Below are 17,111 nucleotides of genomic sequence, written 5' to 3' on the forward strand. Positions count from 1 at the left end.
TGACCGAGGTGGAGATTTCGGAGGGGTACAAGAGCTGGAGGTCACGTCGACGTGAGCACGATCCTGGTCCTGAATTTGAGGATTAACACATAGAAGATCAGGACTTCGCGTGCAAAAAGAGCCTATGTTGAGCCACTTGAAAGAACGCTCGAATCGCTCAAAACCATAATGCAGCCAGTGTAAGGAAGCACAGATGAACAGACTTGAACGGATCAAAGGCTGCCTGCTCGGCGGCGCGGTGGGCGATGCGCTGGGTGCGCCGGTTGAATTTCTCAAATGGAACGACATCCACGCGACATTCGGTGCGCGTGGCATCGTCGAATTCGCCCCGGCTTACGGCCGCGTGGGCGCCATCACCGACGACACGCAAATGATGCTCTTCACCGCTGAAGGTCTGCTGCGCGCCCATGTGCGCGGTGTCTCCCGCGGTATTTGCCACATACCCGGCGTCATCCACCATGCGCTGTTGCGCTGGTTGATGACTCAGGACTACTCGCCTGCCATCACAAGCGTCAGCCTGGATGGCTGGCTGGTGGAGGAGCGCGAGTTGTGGTCCCGCCGCGCGCCCGGCCTCACCTGTCTAAGCGCACTGAAGGCCAGTACGGAATTTGGCTCTTTCGCTCAAAACGACAGCAAAGGCTGTGGCGCCGTCATGCGCGTTGCGCCGTGCGCATTCTTCCGCAACGCCTTCGACGTCGCCGCTGACTCCGGCCGTCTGACCCACGGTCACCCAACGGGCTACCTGGCTGGCGGTCTTTTCGCTGACATTCTCCAGCGCATCGTCGACCGCCAGGACAGTCTGGATGACGCCATTGCCAAAAGCCTGGCCGAGCACGGGGACAAACCTGGAATGGAGGAAACCCGAGCGATCGTCGAGCGCGTGCTCTTCTTTAGCTACGAAGGCCACCGCCCAACCCCCGAGCGGATCGAGGAATTGGGCGGCGGATGGATCGCGGAGGAATCCTTGGCCATTGGCATCTGGTGCGCACTCACGGCGACGTCGTTCGAAGACGGCGTGATCAATGCCGTAAATCACAGCGGCGACAGTGACAGCACTGGGCTGATTGCTGGGCATCTGCTGGGTATTCAGCACGGCGTGGAGGCGATCCCGGATCGTTGGCTTGCGCCGCTTGAGTTGCGTGGGGTGATTGAGGCGGTGGCGGAGGATATAGAGCGGGTGCCGAGGGTGTTTACGGGTTATAGCGGGGAGTTTGATGACGAGATTTGGGAGCGGTATCCGGGGGGTTGATGGGCTTGAGTGGTGCCAATTGAACGGGTCAGCTACGGCAAGGCAATCAATTTGGTCAGCGGCCTGCTGACCAAATGTGAGCGCTCTACAAGCCTCACATTCTTTTGCCTGGCTAGCGGATTCCGAATGCTGTGCCTCGGTATCATACGCTCGGCAGGGGACTGTTTTTTCAAACATGTATTGGCGGAATAAGGCCAATCGCCGGTACCCTCGGTAGTTCCTCAATGAAGTAGCTCAAGCGTTTTTTTTCAATACAGAAGGATCTGACTTTGCCCATCAAAACGGATATTTGGACAGTAGATGCTGCGCCCACCAAACTCGTACCGAGTAGGTTGCCAAGCGAGCAGTTTCTCGAAGAGATGATCGTGAGTGCGCCGGACATCCTCTCGGACGAGTGGATGCTCATCGGACGGCAAGAAAGTACCGGCATGGGCGGAAGAATCGACCTGCTTGCAGTTGCTCCGGACGGTGCGCTAGTGCTGATTGAGCTCAAACGGGATCGTACTCCTCGTGAGGTCGTTGCACAGGCGCTTGATTACGCCGTCTGGATTGAAAAGTTACGCAGCGACGAAATCGAATTGATCTACAAACGTTTCCGGCCGGGACGCAGCTTGGGCGATGACTTCCGTCAGCGATTTGGGCGCATGCTGGGTGAAGGCGATCTGAACAACAGCCATCAGTTGATCATTGTCGCCACAGAACTGGATGCAAGCAGCGAGCGCATCGTTTCCTACCTAAGCGAGCGAGACATCCCGATCAACGTCCTGTGCTTCCAGATCTTTCAGGCTGGCGAGCGTCAACTGCTCAGTCGGTCGTGGCTGCTCGATCCTGCGCAGACTCAGGTCAATGCAGCATCAACGGGCGAGTCTCAAAACGAACCGTGGAATGGTGAGTTTTATTGCTCCTACGGGGTATCAACGGCGCGCTCGTGGGATGACGCTATCGAATTCGGATTCGTCTCTGGTGGCGGCGGAAGTTGGTACAGCAAAACCTTGCGGGTACTTGCACCAGGCGACCGCGTTTGGGTGAACGTTCCGCAGCAAGGTTACGTCGGCGTATGCCGGGTCGCCGCCGCGGCTGCGCCCGCTAGCGCGTTTACAGTCATGAGGGATGGCGTCGACGTCCCGGTACTGGAAGCGGTGACACGCGGCAGTTATCACGCTGAGTTTTTTGATGACCTGGAACGGTGCGAGTATTTCGTTGGCGTTGAATGGTTACAGACGGTCCCGCTTTCGGAAGCCGTGCGCGAGGTTGGATTCTTTGGTAATCAGAACACGATCTGCCGTCCTAGTACCCCAAAGTGGCGGTGGACGGTAGAGCGATTGAAAACCTTTTTTCAAAGGTGTGATGAGGGCGGCCTGGGCAGTGGTGAGTCCCGTTAACTGGGTTGCTGCTGAATCGGTCTTATGAGGCGGCTCATGAGTAGCTACATGCATCTGCACAGCTTTATGTACGAGGTCGGCGAAGGCGTTGGCGAATTTTTATTAGCTGAAGAAAAGGCAGCGTTCCAACCGCTTAATCTTCCAGAGATCGTAAGAAAATCTTTTGGTAAAAGCGGGATCGTGGAGCTTGTCCACGCCGTAATTCTGAAGCGGCAGATTAGGTCCTACATTAGACGATACATGACCGATGACGGGTTGGCGTATGTGTACCCTCCGTTCGGCTAGGAAACGTCCTTCGCAGAAGACTATTTTGAAGGTGATCTTTACGATTTCCTGTCTAGCGTCTTGGTCTTGCTGGATGCCGAAATCAAGGTGAGGCGAGGAAGGCTCCTTCGGCTCTAATCGTGCCGTTGACAGGCTATTTATTTATCCAAGGCTGAATATGCGATACACATACCTATCTGGATTCATGTTTTCTGTCGGCGATGCCGTAGGCGAGTTTCTAACCGAGGAGGAAAAGACAGAATTCGAACCCCTCACGCTGCCCCAGATAGTCAGCGAATACATCGGCGACGGCTTTCTGGATTTGCTGCATGCGATCTTGTTCAAAAGGCAAATAAAAGTCTATATCCGAAGGCATATGACGCCCGAAGGGTTGGAGTACGTCGACCCTCCATTTGGTCAAGATACTTCCTTCGCCGAAGACTACTTCGAAGGCGATTTGTATGTATTCCTGACCACCGTATGCGCATTGCTCGACGGCGAAATCAAAACCCGAAGAAAAAAACTTTTCGGATTCTGATTGGGAGATATGCATCCTCAAGCCTCTACTGGATCGTCTGTCGCAACGCTTCGCGGGTCAAGAAGTGCTACGGTAGTCGCCTGTATCCAACCCAGCCGACTTCAAAATCTTCAGAATCACCAGCAGTCAGCGACAGTTGTTGCCTTTTTTGCAACAACTGCCTGACGTTGCAACTCGCTGCTGTCAAAGATGCTTTTCAGGTGGCGCGAGATAACCGATTTTTCTCGCGCAAACAGCACGTGTACTCCACCGAATGAGAGGTGAGAAGGTGGCTGTGAGACTGCTTCATGGTTTTCGAGTTCGCACTCCCCTAGCATGGAGCCGTTGACGCCCCTGCGCGGGGTTTCTAAGTAAGCCCAAGACAATTGGGCAGCAGGCTGCTGCCCAAACAGGCCAACAGATCCGAACCGGGCCCACGCAACACTGAAAGATCCATAGCCCTTCATTTTCCTTGGTTTGATCCACGACGCGTGGAACGCAAAATCGCTGTTCTGGGGCGTGTTCAAAAGTGCGCGGCAATGAAAGTGGCCGACGCTGCGGCGATGGCCTATCTCGCCTCCAGCAACCGCCGCGCAATCTCATCCGTCTCCATCACCGAGATCTCCTGCACCTCCCCAAACTCCGTCCCCCCGCCCTCCAGCGTCCCCGCCACATGAAAGTGCACATGCCCGATCGCCTGTCCCGCCGGCACGCCGTTGTTCTGCCAGACCGCAATCCCGGCTTTCCCATACGCCTTTTCAATCAGCCTCGCCGCATTGCGCACTTCAACCGCCACCGCCGCCACTTCCTCGTCGGTCATTTCCAGCAACGAAGGCACGTGGCGTTGGGGCAGCACCAGCACGTGCGGGTGACCCCGTTGTTCGCGGGTCACGAACGTCGCGGTTTCGGTGGTGCACGAGAGGATGGTGTAGGGCCGTTTGCCTTTCAGGTACGCGCAGAACGCGCAGTCGGGGTTGTCCGGCAGGTCGAGGCTTGTTTCCCTGCTCATGATGACCTCAATGACGAAAGGAAAGACTGAAGCTCCAGACGATCAAGTTTTCAATAGTCGTCGGGGCGGACGACGATGCGCAGTTCGTCGCAGACCTTCGAGTTGCGGGAGGCGAACATGAACGAGAGCAGGGTGAAGCGGATGGCGTCCTGAGCGGGCAGGACGCTGGACAGTCGCGCCTGTCCGCCGCCGATCACCGGGATCGAGATCGTCCCGCCGTTGCCGCGCCGGGACACTTCGGCCCACAGCGCGAGCAAGCCCTTCCACACTTTGTCCGGCGTGGAGCGCGCGACGTTCTGGGCGTCCATTTCGCAGTAGGCCAGGAAGAAGATCAGCCGGTGCGCGTGCTTGAGCGTGGCGATGGTGCCGACACCGTATTGCACTTGTTTGCCCGGTTTGTTGAGCGTACCGACGCAGGGGGTGTTAACCAGCGCGTCGTCCAGATGACGATCAAGTTCTCTCAGGTCGCCGCCGTAAAGGACCTGCAATGCCTGACCCTGCAGGCTGGAGGTGGCAATGATGTTCGGCGTTTCCGTGTCGAAGGTGTCGTTGGTACCAATCACCAGATGGCCGTCTTCCTTAAGAAGGTCGCCGGGCACGATGGTGATCCGCGTTTTCGGCGCGTTGTATTCCTCGGCAATCGGGCGCGGCCATGCCTTGAAAAGCGCTGCGGAAACTGACACCACGATGATCGCTATCAGGATGCCGAAGCCTTCCATCGCGTGGCTGCCGGGGTAAATGACGTTGAAGGTCTGCATGATCGTCGACAGTCCGCCGACGCAGGCGAACAACGCCACCAGGAAGTGGCGCCAGAAGCGCCACGTTTGCATGTCCTGAAGAATGGTCATTGCAGGCCCAGCTCGTTGTAGATTCTTCCGACATACCGATGGGGACCCTGCATCTCGCTCTTCGCGTAGCCCTCGACGTAGTTGTCCAGCGCGTACTGAATGATTTTTGGCTGGAAGGACACAGACACATTGAAGTGTTTTTGATCGATCAGCGGCTGGGGAATGTTATCCATGACGATGTTTCTGCTCTGGCAGAGATTGGCGATGACGATCGGAAGGTCGAGTTCGAGAATCACCTCGACTTCATAAGCAAGAAACGAATCCCCGTCGCCGCCTTTGCGACGGCCATCTTCGCTGCCCAGAAAGATGACTTGTTTGGTGTTGTTGAGGCGCTCGCGCAGTCGGCGTTTGATGGTCTCGGGCGAACTGCTGTCCCGTGCTTCGAACAAGTCATGGGCATTGAAAAAGTCGAAGTCGATTCTCTCGTTCTGTTTCCAGGCTTTCATCAGCCAGTAATGCTTGATGTCTTCACTGGCGAAGGCGATGTAAGTCTTGTTGCGATAACTCATGATGAACTTCCTGTAGTAAAGCGGAGGCGGTTGTCTGCTTCGTTGATCAAAGCGCTCATTCCATTGATTGCCGATTGACGCGCGCGCGGAGGCGCCGCGTGGATTAGCGGTTCGACGTATTCATGGGAAGTTAAAAAGCCGGCTTGTGGGCGGCTTTTCCTACGTCCAGTAAAGTCCGGGCTCGTCTGAGGGTATTGAGGATTCAGCCCTTATATATTGGGTGTGACGCTATCTAGTGTCTACTGCTTGCCAGTGCCCGCCAATATCATCTACCGTTCCGGGTATGGGCCTAAGTATGGGCTGTAGTTTTGGTGGGGATATGGTCAAGCTGACAGTGAAGGGAATTTCCGGGCTGTTGAAGTCTGGGAAACGAGGCTACGCCGGTGACGGAGGAAACCTGTATTTCAAGTACAGCGCGGATGGGAAAGGAAGCTGGATTTTTCGCTACAAATGGAACGGGAAGTCCCGTGACATGGGGCTGGGCGCTTACCCAGACATCGGTCTGTCTGACGCTCGTACGGATGCCCTAGGGGCTCGTCGGATGTTGAATGCGGGAGTAGATCCTCTTTCGGAGCGAGAAACCGCCCGCGAGGCTCAGAGAGCTTTAGAATTAGCGGCTGAAGCCAAGCGTCACTCGTTCAAAAGCCTCGCCCTTGAGTACCACCAAGCTCATAGCGGCAAGCACTCTGAGAAGTGGCGAAAGGGTTGGGTGCGAAAAATGGAAAAGTACGCGTTTCCATTGATCGGTGACCTCCCTGCTGAGTCAGTCGGCGTTGATCATGTGCAAAAGATCTTGAACCCCATATGGGGCGCGAAAACTCGCACAGCGGACGAGGTTCGGGGACAAATCGAACAGGTGCTAGATGCTGCAAAAGCACGAGGCTTGCGAGATGGTGAGAATCCAGCGCGTTGGCGGGGGAACTTGGAGCATCTTCTCTCCAGAGATGCGAAGAAAGCGGCCCGACAGCGCCAGCATTTTGCAGCTATGAAGTGGTCTGAGTTACCTGTATTGATGGCGAATCTTCGAAAGGATGACACCCTCCCGTCGTTTGCTGCTCAGCTATTAATCTTGACTGGCGCACGGGCTCACATGGCCCGGTTCGCATGCTGGGAAGAGTTCGATTTTGATTCCAAGATCTGGGTGCTATCGGCTGAACGTATGAAGGCGCGGAAGGCGTTTGCAATACCGCTTTCCGAGCAGGTCATAGACCTGTTAGCCAAAATCCCACGCATTGAGGGGAGCTCATTCCTATTTCCAGGGCGAGGAAAGAGCGGGGTGATGCACGCAAATGCCGTGCGTACACTTCTGCATGAGATGAAGCATGCTGAGATTACCCGTCACGGGTTTCGATCAACATTCCGGGATTGGGCTGCGGAAAATACGGTTCATCCTCGGGAGGTCTGTGAGATGGCGCTCGCACATGACGAGCGGAATCAAACTGAAGGGGCATACTCTCGGACTGACTTTCTCGAGAAGCGTCGGTCATTGATGCAGGAGTGGGCTGATTACAGCACTGCCTCCCACATAAGTTGAATCCATTCAGGAAAGTCGGCATGAAAAAAATTGCGAGAAGCTCAGGAAAGCAGCGCCTTGCGCGTATGCGGCCAGATCATGAGCGCTTGAGTTTTCTAACTGTAAATCAGACGCTCGAAAGCATGAAGGTTATGACGGGTTGGTCCATGAGCCTTGAGGATCTGATTAGTCAGTGCGAGGAGGGAAACTGCATCGCCTACCTGGGAGGAGATCCGCTGAAAGGTTTGACACAAGCCCATGAGTTAGAGGAGCGCGCCATGGTGGTGTTCGGCGCAGGAAATCAGCGTGTGGTGAGTATTGGACGGTTGCAGGGGCTAGGGCCCGAGGCATCCGCTTCTCTTACTTTAGCTGGGCCTGTGCTTTCGGATGTGCCGGACGACTATGAGGAAACGGTTCGTGTATGGGAGGCGAGCGTGCCGCGAGCAGTCTCAATGCTTAGGTTTAGACCGACTGATATTTACTCGCTCGCCGAGTTATTGGTTGGCGAGCCCCCAACGATCCGGCCTCTGGATACGCGTGAAAAAGACAGCATGCTGAAGCTCATTGCGATGCTCGTGGAGCTCAACGGGCTGGACAGCATGGGTCATTACAAACTAGCGGGAATATTGCTTGCTGAGGCTGCGAGACTGGGGCTCCCACCTTTATCTCCAAACACCATTGTCACCTACCTTCGCCAGGAGTGCCTGCCCCGCGATGTTTGACAGGACCTGTTGAGATTTTGGCGAATCTCAATTGAGGTTTTGGCTGTTGTTTATTGCTTACCTTGCTCACACACCAAGCAGCGCCACTAAGCGCTAAGGAGCAAGCAATGAGTATCCCTACACAACAGTCATCTCCGAGCCGTCGGATTTTAAGGCTTCCAGATGTTGAGTTCCACACTGGATTCAAGCGGGCTCACATCTACAACCTCATGAATCAGAGTCGCTTCCCGAAATCAATTCAGCTCGGCCCCAGGGCTGTGGGTTGGGACTCTCTCGCGGTCGAGCGTTGGGTCGAGGATCGCATTTCCGGTAATCCTTCCAGTCGCAACTTGGCAGGAGGAGCATTCTGATGGCGACCTTCGGTTATATCGTTCTCAGCGGAAACAAGGACAAGACTGTTAGCCAAGCTTGCGACATTGCTAAGGCTGTTACCCAGGCTTGCGGCATTGGAAAGCTAGATGATGTGTTCGTAGAAGAAGCGTCGAACCGGTCAGTCAGCATCCTCAAAAGACCGAAATTTCTAGAGGTGCGCAGGGCGCTTAGTTGTGGGGACACATTCGTCATTGCCGCAACGGACATCCTAGGCACCAATCCAAAAGAGCTTCTGCGGGCTTTGCAGTCACTTAGCAGAAAAGGTGTGTCAGTCGTCTTAGCGCGAGCACGCGTAACCCTCGATAGCCCCGATGGAAAGGCGTACATGGTTTTGCTCAGATCTGTGGTGAAGATGCAGGTGAGGCTCCAGCGCTTGCAGTGGTGACTTCATGCTCACCGCATGGTTGTGGATGGGGCTCGGGCCTCGTCCACACGATTGTTGCTAGCTCAGAGAGTGTGCCTTTTTAGCCAGCAGAACCAGATTGATGTACCCCCCGAAAACGTTGAGCGGTGAGATGGCTCAGAAGTGTTGTTTCATTCTGAGCCATGCCGTATATTCTGAGCCATACTTTTGAGCCAGATGGCGGTGAGTTCTCATGACAGTCCTAGCCTATGTTCGAGTCAGTACCGACGACCAAAGCACAAACGCTCAGCGTCACGCGATTACTGAACGGCACAACGTCGGTAAATGGTTTGAGGATCAAGCTGTCAGCGGCGCAACGAAAGCTCTAGAGCGCCCAAGTTTTGCCGAGTTGTTCAAATACGCACGAGAGGGGGACACCCTCGTCGTCGCTGCAATTGACCGCCTGGGGCGCGATACCTTGGACTTGCTCACGACAGTTCAAGCGCTAGAGGGAAAAGGTGTGGCAGTAGTTTCACTACGAGAAGGTTTTGATCTGTCAACGCCCATCGGAAAAGCGATGCTTACGATGTTGGGTGCGGTCGCTGAGCTTGAGCGATCAAACATAAAAGCCCGTCAGTTGGCCGGTATTACACGAGCGAAGGCCACAGGGCAGAAGCTGGGCGCTCCGAAGCGTATCGATGACGAGGCTGTTCGGACCTGGCGCGAGGCCAACAAGGCAACGATTCAGGAGACGGCTACACAATTTTCAATATCGATTGCGGCAGTGAAGCGGGCGTGCGCCAGCAAATCTTCGGCGACCGTTAGGGTGGAGGGAGCGTAATTATGTCAGGTAAGCAGAAGACTCCAGATCAAGAGACACAAGCAGTGGTGCTCAGAGAAGCCGGTTGGACCGTATCGGCAATCGCTGACCGGCTCGCCATAAGCGTCAGCACGGTGCAGCGTCTCTTGAAGAAGCATCATGTGGTTGCCGGCGCCGGGACTCAGGCCCTGATTGAAAAGGCCAGAGAGGAACTATTAACTGCTGCGTTCTCCTTGGAGGCGGTTCAGCAGACAGCTGCGTCATTAGTTGCCGACGAGCTGGCGCTGGTCCGGCAGATCCGGCAAAAGATAGCAAGTTCGGTTGAGAATCTCGATCCGACGAACCCCATAGCCTTCCGTGGGCTCGCTGCGGCCTCGACGGCACTGAAGCTCACTCAAGATGTTACTCGTCGCGCGTTGCCTGTCGACAAGCTCGGTCAGGCGATGGAAATCGAGGAGCTACCGGAGCTTCGGATTCGGATCATGACGGAGGACGATGTTGCAGAGATGCGGATGCAGCAGCGCATCGAAGAAGCTGAGCGAAATGGAGATCTTCAGAGCCTCAACGATGAGCATGAAAACTTGCGATGGATGGCATCCAGACGACTGGCACAGTTGAGTCGCGGAGATGACGACATCGTGATCGAGGGCGATGACTCAATTATGACCGGAACCTGACCGGTCAGTGTCAAACCCTTAGAACACAGTGTAAGCATCGACCACCATGGCTGTTCTGCCGGTATGGTCATTTTGAAAATCGGAACCAAGACTCGGAGCGTCGAGCTGTGAACGAATACGAGCCGCGTTTTCCCTATGTGCCCAAAGAGGTAGGGGCTGGAGTAAATGCAAAAATTGCACGGCGAAGGACGAGCTCAAAAAGCCTGGCAACCGTAGGGCAGGCAAGGGTTCTCGCCAGTCTCGCCGCAGGCATGGAAAAACGGCTAGTAGCTATTAGTCAGTTAGATCCTCAACTAGATCAGCAAGACATCAAGCGTTTCCAAAAGATCGACACCCACGTCCGGGGCATAGTGAGGAGCTATCTCTCGACGACTAGGCTTCCGAACTGGTCCAAAATTCTCGAAAAGGATATCAAGCAGTTCTTCCGGCTTCGTGAGTTGCTGAGCCAGCCCGACGCCTACGCGACAACCATACGACTGGGACACGACATCGCGGAGGCCGCTCTGAGCTCTCCTCGAGGCCCTGCTGACTATCTCGCCACACTAATCAGTAGGCAGCTAAAGGCACTCGGCATCAAAACCGAATTGGTCTTCAATCTCGAGTTCATACATGGCGCCCTCAGGGAGAATCATCCGATGCATATCCATGGTGCTTTGCGTATCCCGGAGGGCCGGATTGCAGAGGTCATGGAAGCCCTCCGCAAGGCTTTAGCATCGCGTTACCGATCCAGGTGGAACAACGTAGCGGTGAGACTCGAAAAACCCCAACAGGGCGATTTCTGGCCGTGCTACTGCGTGAAGGAATCCGGAGTGACGGTCGAAATCCTGTCCCGACGCGGGGTCGGGATCAGTTCGCCTTCTTACTCAAGTAGGTCTCAAACGCAGCAGGCATTGAAGTTCTACAATCAGATCGATAGGTGGCTCAAGTCGAATCCCTTGTAGCTGAACAGCTGGTTCGCAATATGTGCTGATATCTACCCGGGCACTCACTCCTACTGCATATCGAATCGGTAGGCCGATGCCAGTACCCACGGCCGCTTGCTCTAGCGTGACTATAGGGCCGGATCATGCGGTCATACTCAAAATACGACCATTAGTAGCCTGATAGGGCAGAGGCGACCTTATCAGGGCCTACAGCGGCGTTGGCAGGGCGAGGCCACACAAGCTTAGCTGCCTTTAGCAGGGCGCGAGAACGTCGAGCTATTGCGGCCTCATCCCACGCGACGCATGCAGGATGCTGGAAGTACGTGTTGATCAGAAGGGCACTTTGCCCCAGCTTGGCGCGCTTTCCAGATATTTCAGAAGCACCATCATCCGACCCAACATACGGCCCATTGCTTACGACGGAATTGAGTGGTTGCGTCAGTAGCGTCAGATTGCCAAAACCGTGCAACTCTGCCTGCCGAATATGCTGCATCGACTCATCAACTTGGTAGCTGGGCACGTTTTTCCAGCTCTGAGGCATGACGTGCTCGACAGTTAGATCGCACTGCTCTGGAACATGATTGCTCGCCTGCTGAGCTCCTCTAGCTCCATACTCCAGTGCCCGGAGAATGCCACAAGTTTTTGCGGGCCGAAGTGTTAGATATGCCTGGCACGAGCGCCAACATTCTTCAAATTTATCATCGTCCGGCCAGATCTCACTGGTGCTGGTGGCAGCAAGAAGGATCTGTCGGAGAGCTTCATGAGGCTGAAGGGGGGCCGCTGTTATCGCTTGCACAACGCGGAGAAAAAAATGGCCGTAGCTTTTGCTACTTAATCCGCATATTGCTCGCCTTGTCAGATATGACGCTAGGTCTGCTAAAGCTTGCTTTAGCTGCAAACTATCCGGCTCCAGACGTTCGCGAAGAGCAAGATAGACTGGCCCCACCGTACCGACATCAAGGGATTTGATCAGTCTTGCAAACTCGGCCACATATCCGGTTCCATATGGTGAAACAAGCTCTTGAAAATGCTCGCTCGCGCGGACGATCCGACCGAGCTCATCTGAAAGGCTCCGTGGCTGACCTTTTTGCCACCATGCTTTGAAGGCTTGGAACACGTGGCTTGTGAGAACGCTTTCCCCACTGCGAAGGATCGTATAGTTGTAGAAGAATAGATCCAGACGTGGCGAGGCGAGACGTCCCAACCGTTCCTTCTCTCTCCAGTATGCATTCGCTCCATTGGATTTGCCGTCGCCCGCAATATCAAAGGGACTCCAGTACTTTGAATACAGCTCTTGAACAGGCTGCATCTGCCGCGCGGCCTCAAGGAAAACAAAGTTTCGAATCAGATCGGATGCCAGCAGGGGTTCCCCGCGAGCGTTCAGAGTCTCGAAAATGACCTGAGGATCGTCGTCAGATTCCAGGGTTAAGGTCATTATCTGAACCTGGTCCTGTAACGCCATGTACAGGGCCTCCGCCCGCGCTGGGTCCAGTGGAAGCGCATCTGCTAGCATCGGGACTTCGTTACTGCGACGTATGCTCCCGATAAGCGCACCGTTATAAGTGCTTCCGTTGCCTCCTGGAACCTCGTCGTTTAAGTCAACCCCACGCATGGGAAGGTCTGGATCATCAACGGTCGGTCGATTTTTCTCCTACCGTCTTTCGCTGGATAGCGTGCGCAGAGCCCTTCGACCGTTTCTTCCGGGTCATATAGCTGTCGTATTTCATCTTGGCCAGCCTGCGTTGGCCAAACCTTGTAATAGTCCTCATCTCGTGAGTACGAGCCTCGATTTCGAACGAGATACTCCAACATTTTAGGTATCGGACTATCGGGCAGGCTCGGTGAAGCTTGTCGGAGCGCTAGGAGCAGCAATTGCAATGTGGTGGAGCGTTGCTGACCATCGATTACCTCAAAAGCACCCACTCGCCCAAACGTGCTAGGCACAGGCGTCATCACTATCGAACCCAAAAAATGCTTGGGAGCAGGCTTGAGGGTTTGCGCAGGGATAGTGACCGGGGCGGCCTGTCGAGACAGTACCGCCTCAGCTTGATCATGGATATCTGTCCAGAGTGGGCCAACTTGTTTCTCAAGGGTCCACACATATCCGCGCTGGAAAATGGGAATTTGATACTGGAAATCAGAATTGAATAGGCCGATGACTGTTGTTTTGCTGGGTTGCATGCGATGTCCTTATATACCCGAAATTCCTTCAGCTCAGCCAGCACCAACCATGCACCGAGTCAAGGTGCTCATGGAGGGTTTTCAGATAGCTGCTAAAGCCTGGTGCTACGAATCCTAACATCATAGCGCCATGCTGCTCGAAAATTGCTGGCGAAGCTCTGGCGAGTTCACTGTAGCGCTAGGTCGAGCTCCTGGAGCGCGGTATAAGCCGGTGACGGAGGTAGGGGGCGCGGCCGTTTTTGAAGGGCTCCAAAGCATCACAAATGTCGTTGGGCTATCAGGTCTTGGGAGTACGGTCGTTCCGCACGCGCCACATGGCCTGCCGATTCGCCCCTCCTCTGATCACTTCCACTTACAGGCTGCCTGCAAAGGCACGATAGCCTCACGAAGACCTGAAACAGGAAAAGTGACCGTAACTGGTGATTCGTTGTAAGGGGTGATACGGACGATCACCTGCTGAGCATCCAGGAGATGCTTCACCACGGGAACAGCATACTGGCCGCTCCACTGCCCCAGGGCTTTGTTGTCTGTGGAGGATGAAAAGCTATAGGTTCGGGCCTTTTTATTGTCGACCTTATAGGTGACCTGACCGTAGTCCTCAGTATCAGCAAGAAAATTTCCCGCTAGCACGAAGTACAGCGATGTCGTTCCTTCAGAGCACCGAATGTAAAGATCCGCTGTATCTCTGCCGCCGTATTGCTTGGATACCATCTCTTTGGACGTCGTGTGAAGAACAACGGTCTTGCTATCGTCAATCTTGGAGATAGCCTCCTGTATTTCCCAGTTGGACGCCTGAGTTGTCGTCGACGCCGGACGAAATTTCATGTCGTAGCATTCAAGCCGCTTGCTGTCTTCGATGAGGGTGCTGCAATCGTTGGCGGCATGGCCCGTTGACCAAATCGTTGCTAATAAAATTGCTGATAAAACTCGCATGATGTCCCTCTCATGAGTCCGGCTAGACTGCCTGAGAGAGCCCTCAGGAGTCCTGCGAATGTACCTCAATTTGGAACAGCAGGATCATTGGCATGACGCGGTTTTCAGGAAGTGCTCGATCTCATCAACGAAATCGCTCTGGGGCGTATAACTCTGGTCCCTGATCGCGACGATGACTGAATCCCCATCTTTCTTGCCATAGGCTCCGTCCCATATATAGCTGTGCCCAATGAAGTGCTCGCCAAAGTACACGACGAAGCCATCACCGTTTACATAGAGTTGACTAGAATGGATCGGGGGGGCAGCCCGGGCCTTGCATCTCGTTAGCGAGAGATTGATAGACTTGTTTCACTGACCCTTTCACCGTGACAGTTTTGGTCACTGGAGACGAGTCAATACCTCGCTGGGTTAAGCCATAGCTACACCCTGTCAAAAGCAGCATGGCAGCGACCAGTCCCGGTATTTTCCGATGCTTTGCTTCAACGATCACCCGCATGTTCAGTCCTTTAGTCACGGTCAGTTCGCAACGACTTTGGTTGTCATGGTGCAGTTGGAAGGAGCTTTGAACCATGGGTTATCTGACTGGCAAAACTCGAAAGGCGTCATAGCTCGTCCGCCAGCGGTAAACGACCCAGTGGGTGTACGCTCACGAATGTCTTGCGGGTCGACGAGTCCTGAACAGATCTTTTCAGAAGCTAACACCGCCCCCTTACCGCCGGCTGATCGAACACTGTATACATCGGCGTCATAGTCCCGAGACACTTCCACGATCACGCAAGCGCTGTCCTTTTTCGAGCCACTGTTCATGAACTCACAGCGGGTACTGCCATTCATTTTTGTCGAGCAGTCTGCCTTGACCTGCGCAAGTGTTGGGGCTGAAAGCAGTACGGTGGTGGCAAAAATCAACGCTTTGTTGAGCACGGAGATATCCTTTTTCGACTTTCAGTAGGTCCGTTGCCCTACACGCTCAGGCAAACGGTGCCGAATAATACCTAAAAACCTCTTTTGGGATAATCCCAAAAGAGGTTTATTTAATTCGCCAGTCCTTTTCCTGGCGACATATCTTGAAATCCATCCACTCGGAACCGTATCAACGGCTGCTCGTATTACTGATCAAGCAGCGTAAGCAGTCGAGCATCACGCAGGAACAGCTCTCCAAGGCGCTTAGCCGGCCGCAGTCGTTCGTCTCCAAGTACGAGCGTGGAGAGCGTCGTCTTGACGTGATCGAATTCTTAGAAGTCTGTAGGCATTTGGACGCGGATGCGTATGAGATTCTCAGAGCGTTAGAGCGACAGCAACGCAGTTGAGCTGCCGGATATTCAACCTGAACTGCGCCGCGAAGGTGCGCGCTGGCATCAGGGCTGGATAAGCCGCTCAGTCTTCCCGGATCTTATGGCAGGAGCTCACTGGGATCCTTTGACCGCCATCGCCTCGTTGGGGCGCTTTCGCGGTAACTTTGCAACAGCGATGCTAGAGGGGTCAGGTTCGTCAGAATATCAGCCCATGCTATTCAACGCGTGCTGAGTCTGCACACCGGAAAACGAATGAATAATTTGGGGTGTGTTGGCCCTTGGCAATGTCCTGGCAGTAGGTGCTGCTCGTCTCCAAATGACAATTTTATGTCGGGCGTGATTTTCGCCGAAGCACTATGCCATCATTGAGATATTGCGGCTGCCCGATGTGATACAAGGTGAAGCTTTTTGACTAAAATCGTAGTGCCTCAAAACCTATCGCTGACTGAGGCGATCAATTTTTGTAACCGGCTATGGGAATTGCCGCAAGACACGATTTACGAGTTTGATTTCCACCGAATGGGAAGGGTAGAGCCTTTCACGATGGCCTATGTGGCGAATGAGATGAAGCGCTTCCGTCAAAGCAAAGAGGCGGTGCCTTTCAGTGCGCTCAATTTCAAGGACCATACATACGCGGCCCACATGGGGTTTTTTCAGGCGTTCGGTCTGACCCATGGAAATACGCCTGGGCAAGCCAACGGTAGCAGCACATACCTTCCACTCACTCTCCTAGATGTTGCCGAGATTGAGCATGAAGCCGCCCAGCGTTCTGTTAATCCCGGTGATGTCATTGAGGAGAAAGCTTCCCTGATAGCGCAACTGCTGACCAGACAGCCCGAGAGTAATCTCGTTGATACGCTAACTTTCTCTATCCGCGAAATAATGCGCAACGTGGTCGAGCATTCCGGCTCGGGGTTCATCGAGTACTGTGGCCAGTATTGGCCGAGCCAGGGCATGGTGGAGGTAGCGATTCTTGATGTAGGGCAGGGCGTTCGTCACGGTTTGCGCAACAACCCATACCTAAGCATCACCTGCGACCGTGACGCACTACATATGGCTCTGCTACCGGGGATCTCGGGCAAAATGTATCGTGGTGTAAAGAGGCGGTCCAACGATGCTTGGCAAAACTCCGGTTTCGGCTTGTACATGACTAGCCGTATTTGTCGTGCAGGCGGTAGCTTCTTCATAGCAAGCAATGGTGCTGGAATCCTGCTCGATAGCGCGGGCAAGCATGATCGGGTGACCTCTTACCAAGGAACTGCTTTGCGGCTAAGGTTCAATACCCGAGCGCTGACCAACTACGACGAAATGCTGGCAAGATTCCGCCGAGAAGGGTTTGCAGCAGCTAAGCAGTTTGCCGGCGATCAAGCTGTGGAACCGTCACTGGCATCTACTATGCTATCCCGAGATTTTCAGAATCTTTGAAGAGGAAATCTTTGCCAGTGGTGCTGCCCCTACTGGTCGGCATGCACTGAACAAGCACTTGTGAAGTGCAGAGCCACGCCCCTTTTTCCGCAGAGGGGCGAGGGAAATAGGAAGCCCTCGGCACATCGTTAC

The 17,111-nt window shown here is 54.4% G+C and carries 20 protein-coding genes; 13 read left to right on the forward strand and 7 right to left on the reverse strand.

Features of this window, described 5'->3' with window-relative positions:
- Positions 1-193: 193 nt before the first annotated feature.
- The 4 genes from SLW74_RS19655 (at position 194) to SLW74_RS19670 (ending at position 3,433) form a co-directional block, all read left to right on the forward strand.
- On the forward strand, positions 194-1,249 hold the full coding sequence (locus SLW74_RS19655) for an ADP-ribosylglycohydrolase family protein (RefSeq protein ID WP_410929817.1): 1,056 nt from the start codon (positions 194-196) through the stop codon (positions 1,247-1,249).
- Positions 1,250-1,518: 269 nt separating this feature from the next.
- Positions 1,519-2,631: an endonuclease NucS domain-containing protein gene (locus SLW74_RS19660; RefSeq protein WP_410929818.1), complete on the forward strand. Its 1,113-nt coding sequence runs from the start codon at positions 1,519-1,521 to the stop codon at positions 2,629-2,631.
- Positions 2,632-2,667: 36 nt separating this feature from the next.
- Positions 2,668-2,916 (forward strand): hypothetical protein, encoded by a 249-nt coding sequence (locus SLW74_RS19665; protein WP_410929819.1) that lies wholly within the window; start codon positions 2,668-2,670, stop codon positions 2,914-2,916.
- Positions 2,917-3,100: 184 nt separating this feature from the next.
- Positions 3,101-3,433 carry a hypothetical protein gene (locus tag SLW74_RS19670; RefSeq protein ID WP_369319235.1) on the forward strand — a complete coding sequence of 111 codons (333 nt, stop codon included), beginning with the start codon at positions 3,101-3,103 and terminating at the stop codon, positions 3,431-3,433.
- A gap of 547 nt (positions 3,434-3,980) precedes the next feature.
- Here the strand turns inward: SLW74_RS19670 and SLW74_RS19675 are convergent.
- The 3 genes from SLW74_RS19675 to SLW74_RS19685 are packed head-to-tail and all read right to left on the reverse strand — an operon-like array spanning position 3,981 to position 5,778.
- Positions 3,981-4,421, reverse strand: coding sequence for an HIT family protein (locus tag SLW74_RS19675; protein WP_410929820.1), 441 nt, complete (start codon positions 4,419-4,421; stop codon positions 3,981-3,983).
- A gap of 50 nt (positions 4,422-4,471) precedes the next feature.
- Positions 4,472-5,269: a macro domain-containing protein gene (locus SLW74_RS19680; RefSeq protein WP_410929821.1), complete on the reverse strand. Its 798-nt coding sequence runs from the start codon at positions 5,267-5,269 to the stop codon at positions 4,472-4,474.
- Entirely contained in the window at positions 5,266-5,778 is a 513-nt protein-coding gene (locus SLW74_RS19685; RefSeq protein WP_192133497.1) for a TIR domain-containing protein, read from the reverse strand. Before SLW74_RS19685 ends, SLW74_RS19680 begins: the two co-directional genes overlap by 4 nt.
- A 319-nt stretch (positions 5,779-6,097) precedes the next feature.
- Here SLW74_RS19685 and SLW74_RS19690 point away from each other — a divergent pair, with 319 nt between their 5' ends.
- From SLW74_RS19690 to SLW74_RS19720, 7 genes are all read left to right on the forward strand, one after another.
- Positions 6,098-7,312 (forward strand): tyrosine-type recombinase/integrase, encoded by a 1,215-nt coding sequence (locus tag SLW74_RS19690; protein ID WP_410929822.1) that lies wholly within the window; start codon positions 6,098-6,100, stop codon positions 7,310-7,312.
- A gap of 20 nt (positions 7,313-7,332) precedes the next feature.
- Positions 7,333-8,013 (forward strand): hypothetical protein, encoded by a 681-nt coding sequence (locus SLW74_RS19695; RefSeq protein WP_410929823.1) that lies wholly within the window; start codon positions 7,333-7,335, stop codon positions 8,011-8,013.
- Positions 8,014-8,120: 107 nt separating this feature from the next.
- Positions 8,121-8,363 carry an AlpA family transcriptional regulator gene (locus SLW74_RS19700; RefSeq protein WP_410929824.1) on the forward strand — a complete coding sequence of 81 codons (243 nt, stop codon included), beginning with the start codon at positions 8,121-8,123 and terminating at the stop codon, positions 8,361-8,363.
- On the forward strand, positions 8,363-8,770 hold the full coding sequence (locus SLW74_RS19705) for a recombinase family protein (protein WP_410929825.1): 408 nt from the start codon (positions 8,363-8,365) through the stop codon (positions 8,768-8,770). The genes SLW74_RS19700 and SLW74_RS19705 overlap by 1 nt, the downstream gene beginning before the upstream one ends.
- Positions 8,771-8,981: 211 nt before the next feature.
- Positions 8,982-9,569: a recombinase family protein gene (locus tag SLW74_RS19710; protein ID WP_410929826.1), complete on the forward strand. Its 588-nt coding sequence runs from the start codon at positions 8,982-8,984 to the stop codon at positions 9,567-9,569.
- 2 nt (positions 9,570-9,571) lie between these two features.
- Entirely contained in the window at positions 9,572-10,225 is a 654-nt protein-coding gene (locus SLW74_RS19715) for a helix-turn-helix domain-containing protein (protein WP_410929827.1), read from the forward strand.
- Between the two features lie 107 nt (positions 10,226-10,332).
- Entirely contained in the window at positions 10,333-11,166 is an 834-nt protein-coding gene (locus SLW74_RS19720) for a hypothetical protein (RefSeq protein WP_410929828.1), read from the forward strand.
- Positions 11,167-11,317: 151 nt separating this feature from the next.
- On the opposite strand, the gene SLW74_RS19725 is transcribed toward SLW74_RS19720, so the two are convergent.
- The 4 genes from SLW74_RS19725 to SLW74_RS19740 all read right to left on the reverse strand — a co-directional run bounded on the left by SLW74_RS19725 (position 11,318) and on the right by SLW74_RS19740 (position 15,183).
- Positions 11,318-12,583 (reverse strand): DUF262 domain-containing protein, encoded by a 1,266-nt coding sequence (locus SLW74_RS19725; protein ID WP_410929829.1) that lies wholly within the window; start codon positions 12,581-12,583, stop codon positions 11,318-11,320.
- Positions 12,584-12,741: 158 nt separating this feature from the next.
- Positions 12,742-13,329: a DUF262 domain-containing protein gene (locus SLW74_RS19730; RefSeq protein WP_410929830.1), complete on the reverse strand. Its 588-nt coding sequence runs from the start codon at positions 13,327-13,329 to the stop codon at positions 12,742-12,744.
- A 342-nt stretch (positions 13,330-13,671) separates the two neighbouring features.
- Positions 13,672-14,262 (reverse strand): type VI secretion system-associated protein TagO, encoded by a 591-nt coding sequence (locus SLW74_RS19735; RefSeq protein ID WP_410929831.1) that lies wholly within the window; start codon positions 14,260-14,262, stop codon positions 13,672-13,674.
- Between the two features lie 516 nt (positions 14,263-14,778).
- Positions 14,779-15,183: a hypothetical protein gene (locus SLW74_RS19740; protein ID WP_410929832.1), complete on the reverse strand. Its 405-nt coding sequence runs from the start codon at positions 15,181-15,183 to the stop codon at positions 14,779-14,781.
- Positions 15,184-15,326: 143 nt separating this feature from the next.
- Here SLW74_RS19740 and SLW74_RS19745 point away from each other — a divergent pair, with 143 nt between their 5' ends.
- On the forward strand, positions 15,327-15,569 hold the full coding sequence (locus SLW74_RS19745) for a helix-turn-helix domain-containing protein (protein WP_410929833.1): 243 nt from the start codon (positions 15,327-15,329) through the stop codon (positions 15,567-15,569).
- Positions 15,570-15,962: 393 nt separating this feature from the next.
- Positions 15,963-16,979, forward strand: a complete 1,017-nt coding sequence (locus tag SLW74_RS19750; RefSeq protein WP_410929834.1) for a hypothetical protein — start codon at positions 15,963-15,965, stop codon at positions 16,977-16,979.
- The last annotated feature ends 132 nt before the right edge of the window (positions 16,980-17,111 follow it).

Origin of the sequence: Pseudomonas sp. W5-36, from assembly GCF_046540455.1 — a bacterium.
Taxonomy (GTDB): Bacteria; Pseudomonadota; Gammaproteobacteria; order Pseudomonadales; family Pseudomonadaceae; genus Aquipseudomonas; species Aquipseudomonas graminis_B.

Bases quoted from the DNA above. Each gene is read 5' to 3' on its own strand.
- SLW74_RS19655 (WP_410929817.1), top strand. From the start codon at position 194: ATGAACAGACTTGAACGGATCAAAGGCTGCCTGCTCGGCGGCGCGGTG.
- SLW74_RS19665 (WP_410929819.1), top strand. From the start codon at position 2,668: ATGAGTAGCTACATGCATCTGCACAGCTTTATGTACGAGGTCGGCGAA.
- SLW74_RS19670 (WP_369319235.1), top strand. From the start codon at position 3,101: ATGTTTTCTGTCGGCGATGCCGTAGGCGAGTTTCTAACCGAGGAGGAA.
- SLW74_RS19675 (WP_410929820.1), bottom strand. From the start codon at position 4,421: ATGAGCAGGGAAACAAGCCTCGACCTGCCGGACAACCCCGACTGCGCG.
- SLW74_RS19680 (WP_410929821.1), bottom strand. From the start codon at position 5,269: ATGACCATTCTTCAGGACATGCAAACGTGGCGCTTCTGGCGCCACTTC.
- SLW74_RS19685 (WP_192133497.1), bottom strand. From the start codon at position 5,778: ATGAGTTATCGCAACAAGACTTACATCGCCTTCGCCAGTGAAGACATC.
- SLW74_RS19690 (WP_410929822.1), top strand. From the start codon at position 6,098: ATGGTCAAGCTGACAGTGAAGGGAATTTCCGGGCTGTTGAAGTCTGGG.
- SLW74_RS19695 (WP_410929823.1), top strand. From the start codon at position 7,333: ATGAAAAAAATTGCGAGAAGCTCAGGAAAGCAGCGCCTTGCGCGTATG.
- SLW74_RS19700 (WP_410929824.1), top strand. From the start codon at position 8,121: ATGAGTATCCCTACACAACAGTCATCTCCGAGCCGTCGGATTTTAAGG.
- SLW74_RS19705 (WP_410929825.1), top strand. From the start codon at position 8,363: ATGGCGACCTTCGGTTATATCGTTCTCAGCGGAAACAAGGACAAGACT.
- SLW74_RS19710 (WP_410929826.1), top strand. From the start codon at position 8,982: ATGACAGTCCTAGCCTATGTTCGAGTCAGTACCGACGACCAAAGCACA.
- SLW74_RS19715 (WP_410929827.1), top strand. From the start codon at position 9,572: ATGTCAGGTAAGCAGAAGACTCCAGATCAAGAGACACAAGCAGTGGTG.
- SLW74_RS19725 (WP_410929829.1), bottom strand. From the start codon at position 12,583: ATGACCTTAACCCTGGAATCTGACGACGATCCTCAGGTCATTTTCGAG.
- SLW74_RS19730 (WP_410929830.1), bottom strand. From the start codon at position 13,329: ATGCAACCCAGCAAAACAACAGTCATCGGCCTATTCAATTCTGATTTC.
- SLW74_RS19735 (WP_410929831.1), bottom strand. From the start codon at position 14,262: ATGCGAGTTTTATCAGCAATTTTATTAGCAACGATTTGGTCAACGGGC.